This is a genomic window from Streptomyces sp. NPDC030840 (assembly GCF_055572015.1).
This window is the reverse complement of record NZ_JBVIEE010000002.1, coordinates 71,549-86,673: the sequence shown is the minus strand read 5'-3', so window position 1 is coordinate 86,673 and position 15,125 is coordinate 71,549. Positions and strand designations below refer to the sequence as shown.

Genomic DNA, 15,125 nt, shown 5'->3' with positions numbered 1-15,125 from the left:
CTCCGGCGGGGAAGGGCGTGGTGGGCCGGTTGCCCTCCCCTTCCAGTACGCCGGTCACGCTACAGCTGCTCAACTCCTCGCCCGAGTCGGGTCCGTGCGGGACCACCGATGGGCCGGGGCCAGGGCGGCCTGGTCCCGTGGCCTGGGCCCGGGCTCGTCACCCCATGGCCTCGACGACGCCGTCCCACAGCCGGATCCTCGCCTCCAGGGCGAGCGTCGCCGTCTCAGCGGCCTCCTGCCAGCGCGTGTCGGCCTCGCCGCAGAGGTCGGCGACCATCTGTAAGGCCATGGGAGTGTGTTCCTCGCCGTCGACCTCGATGTGGCGAGCGAGGTAGTCGCGGAAGAGCGGGAAGCGCTCGGTGCCCTCCGTCCTGATCACCTGGTCGAACATGTCCGGGATGAGGTCCTCCCGGGAGAACGCGAACACGGCGGCCCGGCAGTGCAGTGGCCGGTCGGCGATGATCTCGAAGGTGGTGCGGACGAAGTCGGCCGCCGGGCCCGGGACCTGGGCGACGCGCAGGGCCGCGGACACGTCGTGGCCCTCCTTGACCAGGTCGAGGAAGGTGTCGATGCGTGAGGTGTTCGCCCCCGCCTCGTCCATGCCCGCGCGGTACAGCTCGAAGTGGCTGGTGAAGCCGCCGTTCAGCTCGTCGCTCTCCTCGACGAGCACGATGTCGTTGATGAGCCGCCGGCTCACCTCCGACCCGAGGGGCACCCAGGGGACGTCCACGCAGGTCAGGTCCCGTTGGAGGGATTTCAGCAGCGACATGAAGTCCCATACCGCGAACACGTGGTGTTCCAGGAACGTGGCCAGGTCCGCGCGACTGGTCATCCGCTGGTAGATCGGGTGTGCGGTCACTTCCTTTCTGACCGGCTCGATCGCCGCACGCGCCCGATCAATTCCCTCGTGGTTCATGTTCCAGTCGTAGCGGGACATGGCTCTCCTTTGCTTTCCTGCCGAGCAGGATGGCGATCGTGCCCCTCTCGTTACCTGTCCGCAACCGCTTTCGGGAATTCCGGGAAAGTTACCCGCAGTATGGTTCGGCAGATGGCGCCAAGCAGGATGAAAGAGTGGCGTAACGGTACGTTTCGGACAGTCGAAAATTCTTCGTTGAATCCTTGAACGTGACGTGGTTGTTATCCGTACTCGACGGGGTGAGCAGGAATCCCGTTACCGTCACCGTGGCCTATCGCGTGGTGCCGGGCCGTGAGGCCGACTTCCACTCCTGGGGGTGGGCCGTACTGCGTGCGAGTGCGCGGCAGCCGGGTTTCCTGGGCGGTGGTGTACTCGTCGACGGAGAGGCGGACTGGCATGTGGTCTACCGCTTCGACAGCGATGGTTCGGCGCGGGCCTGGGAGACCTCGGTCACCTGGGCGGAGTGGGCCGCCCGGCTGGAGCCGCTCGGACGGGAGACCGGCCGGCGGAGCATGCACGGCTCCAAGGCGTGGTTCGACTCCCAGACCGTGACCCCGGCAGCACCCCGTCCGCCACCGAAATGGAAACTCTGGTTCGTCAACATGAGCGCGGTCTTCCCGCCCGTGCTCTTATTCAATCTGACCGTACTCCCATACTTGAACAGTCTTAATCCTCTTTTCCGCACACTGCTGCTGTGTCTGTCCGTGACAGCCATCGTCACGTGGATTCTTATGCCAAGGCTGCAACGTTTCTTCAAGAAATGGCTGTACCCGCCGCTCCAGGCACTCCGCGGACGGCACAAACGACGGACCGCTTAGGTCCGCGAACGATCAAAGGGGGGTGGGCGGGTGAAGACCCTGCTCATCGACAATTACGACTCGTACACGTACAACCTGTTCCAGTTGATCGCCGAGGTCAACGGTGAGGAACCGGTGGTAGTCCTGAACGACACCCCGCCCGACCACATTCCGGACCTGCGGGAATTCGACAACGTCGTGGTGTCACCGGGACCCGGACACCCCGCGGAGCCGCGGGACTTCGGCATCGCCGCACGGGTCATCGCACGGGCCGCAGTCCCCGTCCTCGGCGTCTGCCTGGGCCACCAGGGCATCGCCGTGGGGGAGCGGGGGAACGTGGAGCCCGCGCCCGAGCCCCGCCACGGTTACCTCTCCGCCGTGCGTCACGACGGCCGGGACCTGTTCCACGGACTGCCGCAGAACTTCACCGCCGTCCGCTACCACTCGCTGGCGGTGAGCGAACCGCTGCCCGAGACCCTGGAGGCCACCGCCTGGTCCGAGGACGGGGTCGTCATGGGCCTGCGGCACCGCGTCCGGCCGCTGTGGGGCGTGCAGTTCCACCCCGAGTCCGTACTCACCGACTACGGCCACCGCATGCTCGTCAACTTCCGCAACATGACGGCGGAGCGAGCCCTGCGCCCTCGTACGAAGAACACCGCGGTCACCCCCACCGTGGCGGCGATCCCCCGCCAGCGGCGGGCCCCCACCCCGACCTACCGGCTGCACACCCGCCGTATCGCCACGGCGATCGACGCCGAGGCCGCCTTCACCCGCATGTGCGCCGACGCGCCCCGCGCGTTCTGGCTCGACAGCTCACAGGTGGAGGAGGGCCGCGCCCGCTTCTCGTTCTTCGGCGACGGCACCGGCCCCCTCACCGAGTTCGTGCGCTACGACGTCGAGGCCGGCGTGTGCGAGATCGAACGGCCCGGACAGCCCCCGCGCAAGGTCCGCGCGAGCGTCTTCGACTACCTCAAGCGGCAGTTGACGACCCGCCGCGTCGACGGCACCGGCCTGCCCTTCGACCTCACGGGCGGCTACGTCGGCTACTTCGGCTACGAGACCAAGGCCGACTGCGGCTCCCCCAACCGCCACCGGGCCGAAACCCCCGACTCCTGCTGGCTGTTCGCGGACCGGCTGATCGCCGTGGACCACGAGGAGGGCTGCACCTACGCCGTCTGCCTCGCCGAGGACACCGCCCAGGCGGCGCGCGAGGCCGCCGACTGGCTCGACACCACCACCGCCCAGCTCACCTTCGTGGCGCCCGCCGACCCGGCCCCGGCCACGCCCGCCGAGCCCGACCCGGCCGCCGCCGAGCCCTGGCTGGTCCGCGACCGGGCCACCTACCTCGCGGACGTCGAGGCCTGTCAACGCGAGCTCAGGGCGGGCACCAGTTACGAGGTCTGCCTCACCAACGCCGCCCGCTTATCCGTGACGTACGACCCGTACGACTACTACCGGGTGCTGCGCCGCCTCAACCCGGCACCGTACGCGGCCTTCCTCAGGTTCGGGGACCTCGATGTGGCGGGCGCTTCCCCCGAGCGCTTCCTGCGGATCACCCGCGACGGCACCGCCGAGGCCAGGCCCATCAAGGGGACCGCACCCCGTGGCGCGACACCCGACGAGGACGCGCGACTGCGCGACGCGCTGGCGGCGGATGCCAAGACGCGCGCCGAGAACCTCATGATCGTCGACCTGCTCCGCAACGACCTGGGCCGCGTCTGCGCCACCGGCAGCGTGCGCGTCTCCCGCCTGATGGCCACCGAGACCTACGCCACCGTGCACCAGCTGGTCTCCACCGTGGAGGGGCGGCTGCGCGAGGGCACCGGCGCGGTGGACTGCGTCCGCGCCTGTTTCCCCGGCGGATCGATGACCGGCGCGCCCAAGCTGCGCACCATGGAGATCATCGAAGAACTGGAGACCGAGGCCCGCGGCGTGTACTCCGGAGCCCTCGGCTACTTCGGGTGCGGCGGCGGCGCCGACCTCAACATCGTCATCCGCACCGCCGTGTTCACCGGCGGCCGCATGCACCTCGGGGCCGGCGGCGCGATAGTCCTCGACTCCGACCCGGTCGCCGAGTACAACGAGATGCTGCTGAAGACCGCCGCTCAGATCCGGGCCCATGAGCAACAGGCCGAACGCTCCGCCCTCCGGGCCGCCGCCGAGGAGCCGGCCCGATGACGACACCGCAGTCCACCCTCGTCGCCGCCGACATGTCCGCCCCCGGCAACCTCGCCGCCCATCTCGTCGCGCTGTGCGAGCGCCGCGAGTGGACCCACCGGATCGCCTTCCACCAGGGCCACCGCGCCTACACACACGGCGAGGTGCACGACCTCGCGGCCCGCGGAGCCACCGTGCTCGCCGACCACGGCGTGCGCCCCGGCGACCGGGTGCTGCTCGCCCTGCCCGACTCCGTGGCCTGGGTGGCGGCCTTCCTCGCCACCGCCCGGCTCGGCGCCGTCGCCGTGCTGGTCAACCCGGAACTCACCCCGCCCGAGCACCAGTTCATGGCCGAGGACACCGAGGCCGCCCTGTGCGTGACCGGACCCGGCCTCGACGACCGCTTCCCGCGCCGCACCCGCCTCGGCGCCGACCAGCTGATCGCGCTCGCCGCGACCGCCGCACCGCACACCGACGCACACCCGGTCGACGCGCACACCCCGCTCTACATCCAGTACACCTCCGGGACCACGGGCCGCCCCAAGGGGGTCCTCCACTGCCACGGCGACCCGAAGACGTACCACGACCTCATCGGCAGGCGGCTGCTGCGCATCACCCAGGACGACGTCACCCTGTCGGTGTCCAAGCTGTACTTCGCCTACGGCTTCGGCAACGCGTTCGCCTTCCCGCTCTTCTCCGGCTCCTCCGCCGTCCTGGTGGACCGCCGCCCCACCCCCGCCGCCGTGGACGAACTCGTCGCCCGGCACCGCGTGACCCTGCTGTACTCCGTGCCGTCCGCGTACGCCGCGCTCGTCGCCGACCGGGGCAACGGCCACGAGACGTGCTTCGCCTCGGTGCGCGCCGCCGTGTCGGCCGGCGAGGGCATGCCCGCCGGTCTCGGCAAACAGGTCACCGAGCTGCTCGGCGCGCCCGTGCTGGAGCAGATCGGCTCCACCGAGGCCGGTCATGCCTTCTGCGCCAACAGCTTCGAGCACAACCACCCCGGCACCGTCGGCCGCCCCGTCCCCGGTTTCGAGGTGGAACTGCGCGACCGCGCCGGCAGCCAGGTGCAGGACGGCGAGGCGGGCGAACTCTGGGTCCGCGGCCCGACGTTGACACCCGGTTACCTGAACCGCCCCGAGGAGACCGAGCGCACCCTCGTCGGCGGCTGGCTGAACACCCGGGACCGGGCCCGCCGCGAGACCGACGGCACCTTCCGGCACCTCGGCCGGGCCGACGACATGGAGATGGTCGGCGGCATCACCGTCTCCCCGCTGGAGGTGGAAGCCCTGCTGCGCACCCACCCGGCGGTCCGGGAGGTCGCCGTCGCCGCCGTCGGCGACGAGCGCGGCGCCAGCCGGCTGCGGGCCTTCGTCGTCCCCGCCACCCCCATCCCCGCAGGTCTGGAGGCCGAACTCATCTGCCTGGCCCGCGACAAGCTGGCCGCCTTCAAGGTCCCCCGCAGCGTCAGCTTCGTCCCCTCCCTGCCCCGCACTTCCACCGGCAAGCTCCGCCGCCACCTCGTCCGCCAGGGCGCGTGGTGACCACGGCCCCCGCAGAAAGGATTGGGCGCATGCGACAGCCGCAGCCCCTGCTTCCCGCCGACCGCGGCTTCTACCTCGGCCCGATGCTCCGGGAGGCCGCCGACCGCCACGGAGCCGTCTTCGTCACCCTCGACCGCCCCCTCGACGTCAACCCCGGCCTCGGTGTCGACCTCAGCTACACGGTCCTGGCCGATGTCGTCGACGAACTCTCCGGACGCCTCTGGGAGGCCGGGGTGCGGCCCTCGGAGGAGGTGGTCGTCCACAAGACGGACAACGTCGACATCGTCCTGCTGACCTGCGCCGTCTCCCGGATCGGCGCCGTCCCCGTCCTCCTGTCGCCGGGGCTCGCGGGCCCGGTCGTCGGACAGCTCCTCGAACGCCTCCACCGCCCCTGGCTGATCACCGACAGAGCCAAGCTGGAGGGGCCCCTGAAGGACGTCGAACTCTCCGACGTCGTACGGCGGACCCTCTCCGTGGACGACGCGCCCGGAGCCGAGCCGCTGGAGAAGTACGCGGGCGCCGCCACCCCCTCACCGGTGCGCCTCCACCCCCGGGAGCCCTCTCTCATCACCCACAGCTCGGGCACGACCGGACTCCCCAAGCTCGCCGTGCACTGCCCGAACACCATGTGGAACCGGCTAGTCCCGCAGAAGGCCATGGGCTGGCCCACGCGTGGTGAGACCGCCGCCCTGCACATGTCGTTCGTGCACTCGCGCTTCTACCACCTGCTCGGCGTCCTGCTGCACTTCGGCAGCCCGCTGGTCCTCATCGTCGACCCCACCCCGTCCTCCGTGGGCCCGATCCTCGCCCGGCACCGCCCCGGGATCGTCGAGACCCACCCCAACACCTTCGTCCTGTGGGAGGAGTTGGTGGGCGCTCCCGGGGCTCCGCTGTCCCGCGTCCGCTCGTACGGCTCCACCTTCGACGCGATCCACCCGCGCACCGTGCAGCGGCTCCTGGACGCCTCGCAGCGGCGCTCGCCGTGGCTCATCCAGCTGTACGGGCAGAGCGAGACGGGACCGGTCGCCTTCCAGTGGTTCACCCGCCGCAGAGCGGCCCGCGCCGACGGCCGCCGGGTCGGCATCGGCATCCCCGGCTTCACCCGGGTACGGGTCGCGGACGAGTCCGGCAGGCGGGTCAGGGCCGGTGAGCAGGGCCGCATCGAGGCCCGCACCCGTGGCCGCATCCTCACCTACCTCGGTGCCCGCGACCGCTATCTCCGCCAGCTGAACGACGGCTGGTGGGAGATGGGCGACATGGGCTACCGAAGCCGCTGGGGCGCCCTGTACCTGATCGACCGCGAGATCGACCAGATCGACTCCGTGCACAGCAACCTGGAGGTCGAGGACACGCTCATGTCCCGCCTGGAGGAGCTGCGCGAGGTCGTCATCGTGCCGGGCGCGGACCGCGAACCCGTACCCGTGGTCTGCGTGCGCGGCGAACAGCCCCTCGACATGGACCGCTGGCAGGAGGCCACGGCCGACCTGCCCGCGATGTCCGAGCCCCGCCAGTGGAGGTTCGAGGACCTGCCGATGACGGCCACGTGGAAGGTCAAGCGGGTCGAGATCACCCGCATGCTGGCCGAGAGCACGGTGGCATGAGCCGGGTCCTGGTCGTCGGCGCCGGGCCCGTGGGCCTGGCGGCGGCCCTTGCCCTCCGCGCCCACGACCTGAAGGTGACGCTCCTGGAGGCCGACCCCGAAGGCCGCGAACGGCCCGGCAGCCGCGCCCTGTTCGTGCACCGCGAGACCCTCGAACTCCTCGACGGGATGCGCCCGGGGCTCGCCGCCGAGATCACCTCGTACGGACAGACCTGGCACACCAAACGCACCCTCTACCGGGGGCGCGAGGTGTACGCCCGCACCTTCCCGCCGCCCACGGGCCTGCCGCCCTTCACCAGCCTGCGCCAGGTGGACACCGAGCGGTTCCTGCTCGCCGCCTGCGAGGACGCCGGCGTGGAGTTCGTGTGGGACGCCAGGATCGCGGGCGTGCGGGCCACCGGGGACGAGGTCACCCTCACCGACGAGGACGGCCGCGTGTGGACCGGCACTCACGCCGTCGCCGCCGACGGCGCCCGCTCGACGGTACGGCGCGAACTCGGCATCCCCATGGAGGGCACCCACGGCGACGGCTTCCACGTCGTCGTGGACGTCGCCGACATCCCGGGGGCCGAGCTGCCGCTGGAGCGGGTCTTCCACTACGAGCACCCGCGACTGGACGGCCGCAGCGTGATGCGCGTGCCGTTCACCGGCGGCTTCCAGGTGGACCTGCAGTGCCGCGACGACGACCGGCAGGAGGAGTACGGCACCGAGGACGCCGTACGGCGCTGGCTGCCCTCGGTGGTGGGCGACGGGTACGACGAGCGGATCCTGTGGGTGTCGACGTACCGCTTCCTGCGCAAGGTCGCGGGCTCCTTCACCGACCCGGCCCGCCGGGTACTGCTCGTCGGCGAGGCGGCCCACCTCTTCCCGCCCTTCGGGGCGCGCGGCATGAACAGCGGCATCGCGGACGCGGCGGCCGCGGCGCGCGCCGTCGCCGAGGGCACCCCCGAAGCGGTCGCGCGCTTCGCCGAACTCCGGCGCCAGGCGGGGCTGTTCAACAGCGAGGCCGCCGGCGCGGCACTGGCGCACCTGCGGCCCCACCGGCGCGTCGTGCGCGTCAAGCAGCGGGCGGCGGCGGCCCTCGCCCCCGTCGTGCCGCGGTGCGGGGCCTGGCTGGAGCACGCACCCTACGGACCCCGGCACGGCTCTCCGGCCGCCGCCGGCCGCAAGTACTGAAGGGAACCCCATTGACACAACCTGCCATCGCGGAGGGACTGTTGGCGTGGTCGCCGGGCCGCGGTCTGACTCCCGCCCCGGCGCAGGGCGGGCGGCTGCTCGTCGCGGACTCCTGGCTGCTGTGCGACGGGCGGGTGCGCGGCTTCGACCGGCACCGTGAGCGTTTCCTGCGGGCCTGCGGCGAGTGCGGCGCGCCTCCCTTGCGGCGGCTCATCGAGTTCTGGCACGACATGACGGCCGCGCTGCCGCGCACGGGGAAGTGGTTCCCCCGGGTGGAGCTCGCGGCGGGCTCCCTGGAGCTGCGGCTGTGGCTGCGGCACGCCCCGCCGCTCCGCACGGACGTGCGGGTCTGGGCGGCGGGCCAGCCCGACCCGCGCACCGTGCCCCGCCGCAAGGGACCGGACCTGGACGCGCTGGCCCGGGTCCGCGGCCGGGCCGCCGGGGTGGACGCGGACGAGGCGGTGCTGATCGCGCCCTCCGGGGTGGTGCTGGAGGCGGCGAACTCCAGCCTCCTGTGGTGGGAGGGCGACTCCCTGTGCATGCCGCCGCCCCGCCTGCCCGTCCTCGCCGGGGTGACCATGGCGCTGGTCCAGGAACGGGCGGCGCGCACCGGCGTCAGGGTCGCCCACCACGAGCGCACCCTGGCGGAGCTGGACGGCCGTGAGGTGTGGCTCGTCAACGCCCTCCACGGGATCCGTCCCGTGAGCGACTGGACCGGCCGCCCGATGACCGCGGGCCCCGCCGTGCGCGCCCCGGAATGGCGGCAGTGGCTGGACGACAGCATGGAGCCTTTGCCGGATCACTGAGATTCACGGGCACAAAGAAGCGCCGGGCCGGATGAGGAACGGCCCGGCGCGATTAGATGTGCCCGAAATTCACAGAATTGCTTCCCGGAGCGTTCTGCCCGAATGTCCGGCCCGAATGGCCGCCCGGAATGCTCGAATGCCCGGGCCGAATGACCGGCCCGGACGTTCAGGTCTTTCCGGCCGTTCAGTCCTTCTTCGGAACGGGCTGGTAGGCGCCCGGAACCATCCGCGTGGCGATGGCGATCCGGTTGTACGCGTTGATGACCGTGGCCGCCCAGATCAGTGCGGCGATCTGCTGGTCGTCGAACACCTCCGCGGCCTCCGCGTACACCGCGTCGGGTACGTGGCCGTCGTGTACCAGGGTCACCGCCTCGGTCAACGCCAGGGCGGCGCGCTCCTGCGCGCTGAAGAACGGGGTCTCGCGCCAGGCGTTCAGGGCGTAGATCCGCTGCTCGGTCTCACCCTGGGCACGGGCGTCCTTGGTGTGCATGTCGAGGCAGAAGGCGCAGCCGTTGATCTGCGACGCGCGAATCCGGATCAGTTCCAGGAGTTCCGGCTCGACCTTCGCGTCCTGGGCCGCGGAAACAGCGGCGGCATGCAGGGAGCCCATCGCTCCGGAGACGTCGGGGGTGATTTTCTTCAGGGCCACGCGGGATATGGAATCACTGTTGGTCATGGGGAGAACTCTATCCCCGGTGTGCGGTTCCCGAACGGAAAACCGAGCGAATTCCCCGCAGTGTGATCACCGCGACGTGTCACCGTTTCGTCTCAGGGTGAGCCTTCCCACAACCCCCTCGCCGGAACGCGTGTCTAGGAAGCAGAATCGTCCACTGACCACGCGCAGAGAGAGGCCCGCCATGGGGGACATACGCAGACGGGGCGCCGTCGCACTCGGGATCACCGGGCTGGTGGCACCACTGACCATCGCACTGGGCGCCGCGCCCGCGCAGGCGGCGACGTGCACCACCTCGGCCGGCCCGTACCAGAAGCAGGTCGAGAAGTTCCTCGGCCGGCCCGTCGACGGCAGGCAGTCCGCCGCCGACTGCCAGGCGATCAAGGCGTTCCAGACGAAGCACGGCATCAAGCCCAACATCGGCTACGCGGGCCCCGTCACCTGGGGCGTCATGGACCTCATGCTCAAGCAGAAGGCCGTGGGCACCAATCCCAACAGTGAGGGCAAGTGCCCCGTCAACAAGGGCCGCATCGCCTGCGTCAACCTCACGCTCCAGCTGAGCTGGATCCAGGACGGCGAGCAGCTCGTGTACGGACCGGTACCGGTGCGCACCGGCCGGGACGGCTACGAGACCCGCACCGGGCTCAAGAAGATCTACTGGCGGAACATCGACCACGTCTCGTCGATCTACGACGTGCCGATGCCCTACAGCCAGTTCTTCGACGGCGGCCAGGCGTTCCACTCGGTCGGCGTCAGCATGTGGAACCCGCCGGGCTCGCACGGCTGCGTCAACATGACCAAGACCGACGCCAAGAAGTACTGGTCGCTGCTGAAGAAGAACGACGACGTCTACGTGTACGGCCGCAAGCCGGGCACCTGACCTGACGCGGCACAGGGCACCCGGCTCACGCGCCGAACGGGGCGTCACGCCTCGGGCGCGTCCCCGAAGTCGGGGATCTCCAGCCGCACCCCGCCCTGCCGCGCGGACTCGTGCGCGACGATGCCCGGCAGGGTGTAGCGGGCGGCCACCCAGGCGTTCACGGACGGAAGGGTCCGCGTGTTGACGGCGGTCACGAAGTCGTCCACCAGGAAGTGGTGGGAGCCCTCGTGACCGTTGTGGAGGTTGTCGAACTCCCGCGGCAGGCGCGAGCGGTCGTGCACCGGAGCCGAACCGGAGGTGAAGGCGGCCCGCAGGTCCGGTGCGATGTGCTGGAGCGACGGGTCGTCGGGGGACAGCGTGGGCTTGGGCTCCAGCAGTTCGCTGATGTCCTTGACCCCCTTCTTGTCCTGCCACAGGGCCACCGTGGCGAGCTGCTCCATGCTGGCGTCCGTCCCGAAGAACCGGAAACGCGACTCCCGGATGTGCGAGGGGTAGCCGACGCGCCGGAACTCGTTCGTACGGAACGATCCGCCGCCCGCCACCTCGAACAACGCGGTGGCGTTGGAGAAGTCGTTCCCGAACTGGCTGACGTCCTTGTCGAAGACGCCGTCCCCACGGCCGTCGACGACCCCGATCGCGGACACGCTCACCGCGTGCGTCTGCCAGGCCCCGAGGACCCCGCCCACCGAGTGCGTGGGGTACAGCAGCGGCGGATAGCTGGCGGTCGCCTTCCAGTTCGCACCACCGCTGTACTGGTACGCCTCGTAGAACCCGAGGTCCATGTCGTGCACGTAGTCGCCCTCGGCGTAGAAGATCCGTCCGAAGGCGCCCTGGGCGATCTGGTTGCGGGCGTGCACGGTCGCCGGGTTGTACTGGCTGGTCTCACCCATCATGTACGTCAGCCCGGTCGCCTTGACCGTGTCGATGATCTCCGCGATCTCCTCCGTGGTGATCGCCATGGGGACGGCGGAGTACACGTGCTTGCCGGCGTTCAGGCCCTGCACCACCAGCGGCCCGTGCGTCCAGCGCTGGGTGAAGATGGCGACCGCGTCGACGGCCGCCGACTCCAGCATCGCCTCGTACGAGGGGAAGGTGCCGGTCAGGCCTTCGGCGGCGGCGAGTTGCCCGGCCCGCTCCGGCAGCAGGTCGGTGACGTACACGTCACTGACCCCGGGATGGGCCAGGAACAGCTTCGCGAACTGGCCGGAGAACTGGCCGGCGCCGACGATGCCGAGGGAGAACGTCATGTAAGGCGAGCCCTTCACTGGGGAGTCACTGGTGGAGTCACTCGTGGAGTCACTGGTGCGGTCACTGGTCGAGGATCAGGTTGATCTGGTCGTTGGTCTCCGCGAGGCTGCTCACCGGCTTGCCGGTGCCGTAGATGGCCTCCATCTCGGGCTGCATGAGCGCCTGCACGTCCGCCGCGTAGTTGGTGATCGGGTAGGAGAAGGTCCGGAAGTCCTTCTTGTCGGCCACGGGTTCGGTGAAGGCGGACACGTCGATGCCCTTCTTCCCGTAGGCCGCGGTGGCGGCCTCGGTGCCGGCCGGGGTCGCGGGGAAGACGACGCCGTACTTGCCGACGACGGTCTGGCACTTGTCGGAGGACAGGTACTTCACCCACTTGCGGGCGCCCGCCTTGTTCTTGGACGCCTTGCTGATGGAGTCGGCGAGGCCGTTCATCATCGTGGCACGCTTGCCGGTCGGGCCGGCGGGCGTGAGGGCGGTCCTGATGTCCTTGCCCTTGAAGCCGCTGTACGTGGAGATCATCCAGGCGCCGTCGAAGACGGCGGCGGCCTTCCCCGCGGCGATCTGCGTGTTGCCCTGGTTCGACTGGATGTTGTAGTCGGAGAAGGGAGCCATGTAGCCCTTCTTCGCCAGGCCGAAGTACCACTTGATGACCGACTGGAAGGTCTTGCTGTCGTACTGGTACTTGGTGCCCCAGCGCGCCTTGTCCGTGTAACTCCACCCTGCCGATCCGGTGAACGGGCTCCACTGCGTCTGGCCGTCGGCGAACCCGCTGCCCTGGGTGGCCAGCCCGTAGACCTTGACGTTGTTCTTGTCGAAGCCCGGCTCGTCGCCCCGCTTGCCGTTCCGGTCGACGGTGAGGTGGGCGATGGCCTTCTCGAAGGTGCCGCCGTCCTCGGGGTTCCAGGAAAGGTCGTTCAGCTGCTCGGCGGTGAGACCGGCTTCCTTCGCCATCTTCCCGTTGTAGAAGAGGGCGACGGTGTCCCAGTCCTTGGGCGCGCCGTAGCGGTGGCCGTCCTGCCCGATCCAGTTGTCGGCGAGCCCCGGCTGGTAGTCGGACGCCCTGAGGCCCAGGTCGTCGAGCGGTTCCAGCACCTGCAGATCGGCGAACTGGCCGAACTTCTGGATGTGGTCGGTGAACACGTCCGGCTGGGTGCCCGCGATGAAACCCGCGGTGAGCTTCGTCCAGTAGTCGCTCCAGCCCAGCTGGGTGATCTTGACCCTCAGCCCCGGGTTCTCCTTCTCGAATCCCTGCGCGCAGGCCTGGTAGGCGGGCAGCTGGTTGGCGTCCCACAGCCAGTACGTCACCGTGTTCGCGGACGCCCCCGTGGAGGCGCCCTTCGCGCAGCCGGTCACCAGGGACAGCGTCAGCGCTCCGGCCAGCGCGGTCAGCGTACGAAGTCGCATCAGTGTTCCCTCACTTGATCCCGGTGAAGCCGATGGAGCTGACGATGCGGCGGGCGAAGCAGGCGAAGAGCACCAGCATCGGCAGGGCGGCGATCAGCGTCGCCGCCGTGAGTCCGGACCAGTCGACGCCGGTCGCCGGGGTCTGCGCCCGGAAGACCGCCAGCGCCACGGTCAGCACGCGTGAGCTGTCGCTGTAGGAGACCATCAGCGGCCAGAAGTAGTCGTTCCAGGCGGTGATGTACGTCAGCACGGACAGCGTGATGATCGGTGTCGACGCCATCGGCAGCACCACCCGGAAGAAGATCTTGACCTTCCCGGCGCCGTCCAGCAGCGCGGCCTCCTCGACCTCTCGCGGGATGTTCATGAAGAACTGCCGCAGGAAGAACACCGCGAACGGCGTCATGAAGAGAGTGGGCAGCGCGATTCCCAACAGCGTGTCCACCAGGTGCAGTTCCTTGATGAGCACGAAGTTCGGCAGCAGGGTGAAGATGGCCGGCACCATCAGTCCGGCCAGGAACAGCCCGAACACCGTGTCGCGTCCCCGCCATCGCAGTCGTGCGAAGGCGTACGCGGCCATGGCGGAGAAGAAGATCTGACAGCCGGTGATCAGCGTCGAGACGATCACCGAGTTGAGCAGGTAGCGCCAGAAGTCGAGCCCGCTGCCGGCGCCTCCCTGCGCGATGGCCTCCTTCGCCGACTGCAGCCCGAGGGCGCGTTCGAAGCCGCTGCCGGTGAGGCCGACGGGGAGGGGACTGGTGGGGTCCGAGCTCAGGCCCGCGTTGGTGGAGAGCGCGGTGCGCAGGATCCAGTAGAACGGCAGCAGGGTGATGAGGACGATGAGCCCCATCACGGCCCAGGCGGCGGCTTTTCCGAGGGAGAGCCTGCGCCTGGCGGGTCGTACGGTCGGCGGTGTGGACGTCGCGGTGGTCACGGCAGCCATGTCGGTGTCTCCCTTCCGTCAGCCGAGGTCGCTCTGGCCGGCCCGGGTGAGCCGGTACTGCAGGACGGTGATCGCGCTGAGCACGACCAGCAGGGCGACGGACATCGCCGAGGCGTAGCCGAACTGGAAGCGGCCGAAGGCGGATCCGTAGATGTAGAACTGCAGCACGTTGGTCGCGTTCGCCGGGCCGCCCGCGGTGGTGACCGCCACGGTGTCGAACACCTGGAAGGACCCGATCACGGTCATGATCAGCACGACCGCGAGCACCGGACGCAGCAACGGCATGGTGATCCGCCAGAACATCCGCCACTCGCTCGCGCCGTCGACCTTGGCCGCCTCGTACATGTCGTTCGGTATCGCCTGCAGGCCCGCGAACAGGAGCAGGGCGGTGTAGCCGACGTGACGCCAGACGTTGATCAGGGCGATGGTGGGGATCGCCCAGGTCTCGTCCGCGAGGAACGGGATGCGGTCGAACCCGATGGCGCTGATGATCTCGTTGCCGATGCCGAGCTGGGTGTCGAGGATCCACAGCCAGACCAGGCCCGCGACGACGTTCGACATGAGGTACGGCGTGAGCACGATGCCCCGCAGCACGGCCGACTGGGTCAGCCGCTGGAGCAGGACCGCGATGGCGAGCGCCGCGACCGTCTGGATGCCGATGTTGATGACGACGTACTCGACGGTGACCTTCAACGAGTCCCAGAAGATCGGGTCGTTGACCATGCGGACGTAGTTGTCGAGGCCCACCCACTCCGCCGGGGTCAGCAGGTTGTAGCGGGTGAAGCTGAGGTAGATGCCGCGGAGCGTCGGCCAGAGCAGGAACACCAGGAAGCCCAGCATCGCCGGAGCGATGAAGACGGCCGCGAGGGCGCCGTCACCGCCGGATCGGGCCTTCGCCTTCCTGGCGGGTGCTACGGCCTCGGCATCGCTCAGCGGTAGGCGGGATGGTGGGCTGCTGGAGGCGACGGTCATCGGGAGGCTCCC

At 69.8% G+C, this 15,125-nt stretch carries 13 protein-coding genes; 7 read left to right on the top strand and 6 right to left on the bottom strand.

Annotated elements, in window-relative coordinates; all coding sequences use genetic code 11:
• Window positions 1-157: 157 nt before the first annotated feature.
• Window positions 158-937 carry a DUF3050 domain-containing protein gene (locus ACZ49J_RS04340; RefSeq protein WP_467448801.1) on the bottom strand — a complete coding sequence of 260 codons (780 nt, stop codon included), beginning with the start codon at window positions 935-937 and terminating at the stop codon, window positions 158-160.
• A gap of 218 nt (window positions 938-1,155) precedes the next feature.
• Between ACZ49J_RS04340 and ACZ49J_RS04335 the strand changes: the two genes are divergently transcribed.
• The 6 genes from ACZ49J_RS04335 to ACZ49J_RS04310 are packed head-to-tail and all read left to right on the top strand — an operon-like array spanning window position 1,156 to window position 8,996.
• On the top strand, window positions 1,156-1,734 hold the full coding sequence (locus ACZ49J_RS04335) for an antibiotic biosynthesis monooxygenase (RefSeq protein WP_467448802.1): 579 nt from the start codon (window positions 1,156-1,158) through the stop codon (window positions 1,732-1,734).
• A 30-nt stretch (window positions 1,735-1,764) separates the two neighbouring features.
• The gene (gene pabB, locus ACZ49J_RS04330; protein ID WP_467448803.1) at window positions 1,765-3,891 is read left to right on the top strand and encodes an aminodeoxychorismate synthase component I; all 2,127 of its coding nucleotides are present in this window, start codon (window positions 1,765-1,767) and stop codon (window positions 3,889-3,891) included.
• Window positions 3,888-5,414, top strand: a complete 1,527-nt coding sequence (locus ACZ49J_RS04325; RefSeq protein WP_467448804.1) for a benzoate-CoA ligase family protein — start codon at window positions 3,888-3,890, stop codon at window positions 5,412-5,414. Before pabB ends, ACZ49J_RS04325 begins: the two co-directional genes overlap by 4 nt.
• Window positions 5,415-5,443: 29 nt before the next feature.
• Window positions 5,444-7,015 (top strand): class I adenylate-forming enzyme family protein, encoded by a 1,572-nt coding sequence (locus tag ACZ49J_RS04320; RefSeq protein ID WP_467448806.1) that lies wholly within the window; start codon window positions 5,444-5,446, stop codon window positions 7,013-7,015.
• Complete coding sequence (locus tag ACZ49J_RS04315; RefSeq protein ID WP_467448807.1) at window positions 7,012-8,190, top strand: FAD-dependent monooxygenase; 1,179 nt, start codon at window positions 7,012-7,014, stop codon at window positions 8,188-8,190. Before ACZ49J_RS04320 ends, ACZ49J_RS04315 begins: the two co-directional genes overlap by 4 nt.
• Before the next feature lie 11 nt (window positions 8,191-8,201).
• Window positions 8,202-8,996 carry an aminotransferase class IV gene (locus tag ACZ49J_RS04310; RefSeq protein WP_467448808.1) on the top strand — a complete coding sequence of 265 codons (795 nt, stop codon included), beginning with the start codon at window positions 8,202-8,204 and terminating at the stop codon, window positions 8,994-8,996.
• A 184-nt stretch (window positions 8,997-9,180) separates the two neighbouring features.
• Here ACZ49J_RS04310 and ACZ49J_RS04305 read toward each other — a convergent pair whose 3' ends face one another.
• Window positions 9,181-9,672, bottom strand: coding sequence for a carboxymuconolactone decarboxylase family protein (locus ACZ49J_RS04305; RefSeq protein ID WP_467448810.1), 492 nt, complete (start codon window positions 9,670-9,672; stop codon window positions 9,181-9,183).
• A 181-nt stretch (window positions 9,673-9,853) separates the two neighbouring features.
• On the opposite strand from ACZ49J_RS04305, the gene ACZ49J_RS04300 reads away from it, so the two are divergent.
• A complete protein-coding gene (locus tag ACZ49J_RS04300; RefSeq protein ID WP_467448811.1) occupies window positions 9,854-10,549 on the top strand; it encodes a L,D-transpeptidase family protein in 696 nt (231 codons plus the stop codon).
• A gap of 44 nt (window positions 10,550-10,593) precedes the next feature.
• Here ACZ49J_RS04300 and ACZ49J_RS04295 read toward each other — a convergent pair whose 3' ends face one another.
• The 4 genes from ACZ49J_RS04295 to ACZ49J_RS04280 form a co-directional block, all read right to left on the bottom strand.
• Window positions 10,594-11,796, bottom strand: a complete 1,203-nt coding sequence (locus ACZ49J_RS04295; RefSeq protein ID WP_467448812.1) for a Gfo/Idh/MocA family protein — start codon at window positions 11,794-11,796, stop codon at window positions 10,594-10,596.
• A gap of 61 nt (window positions 11,797-11,857) precedes the next feature.
• Window positions 11,858-13,201, bottom strand: coding sequence for an ABC transporter substrate-binding protein (locus ACZ49J_RS04290; RefSeq protein ID WP_467448813.1), 1,344 nt, complete (start codon window positions 13,199-13,201; stop codon window positions 11,858-11,860).
• Between the two features lie 10 nt (window positions 13,202-13,211).
• The gene (locus ACZ49J_RS04285) at window positions 13,212-14,141 is read right to left on the bottom strand and encodes a carbohydrate ABC transporter permease (RefSeq protein WP_467448814.1); all 930 of its coding nucleotides are present in this window, start codon (window positions 14,139-14,141) and stop codon (window positions 13,212-13,214) included.
• An 18-nt stretch (window positions 14,142-14,159) separates the two neighbouring features.
• Window positions 14,160-15,113: a carbohydrate ABC transporter permease gene (locus ACZ49J_RS04280; protein WP_467448815.1), complete on the bottom strand. Its 954-nt coding sequence runs from the start codon at window positions 15,111-15,113 to the stop codon at window positions 14,160-14,162.
• Between the last annotated feature and the right edge of the window lie 12 nt (window positions 15,114-15,125).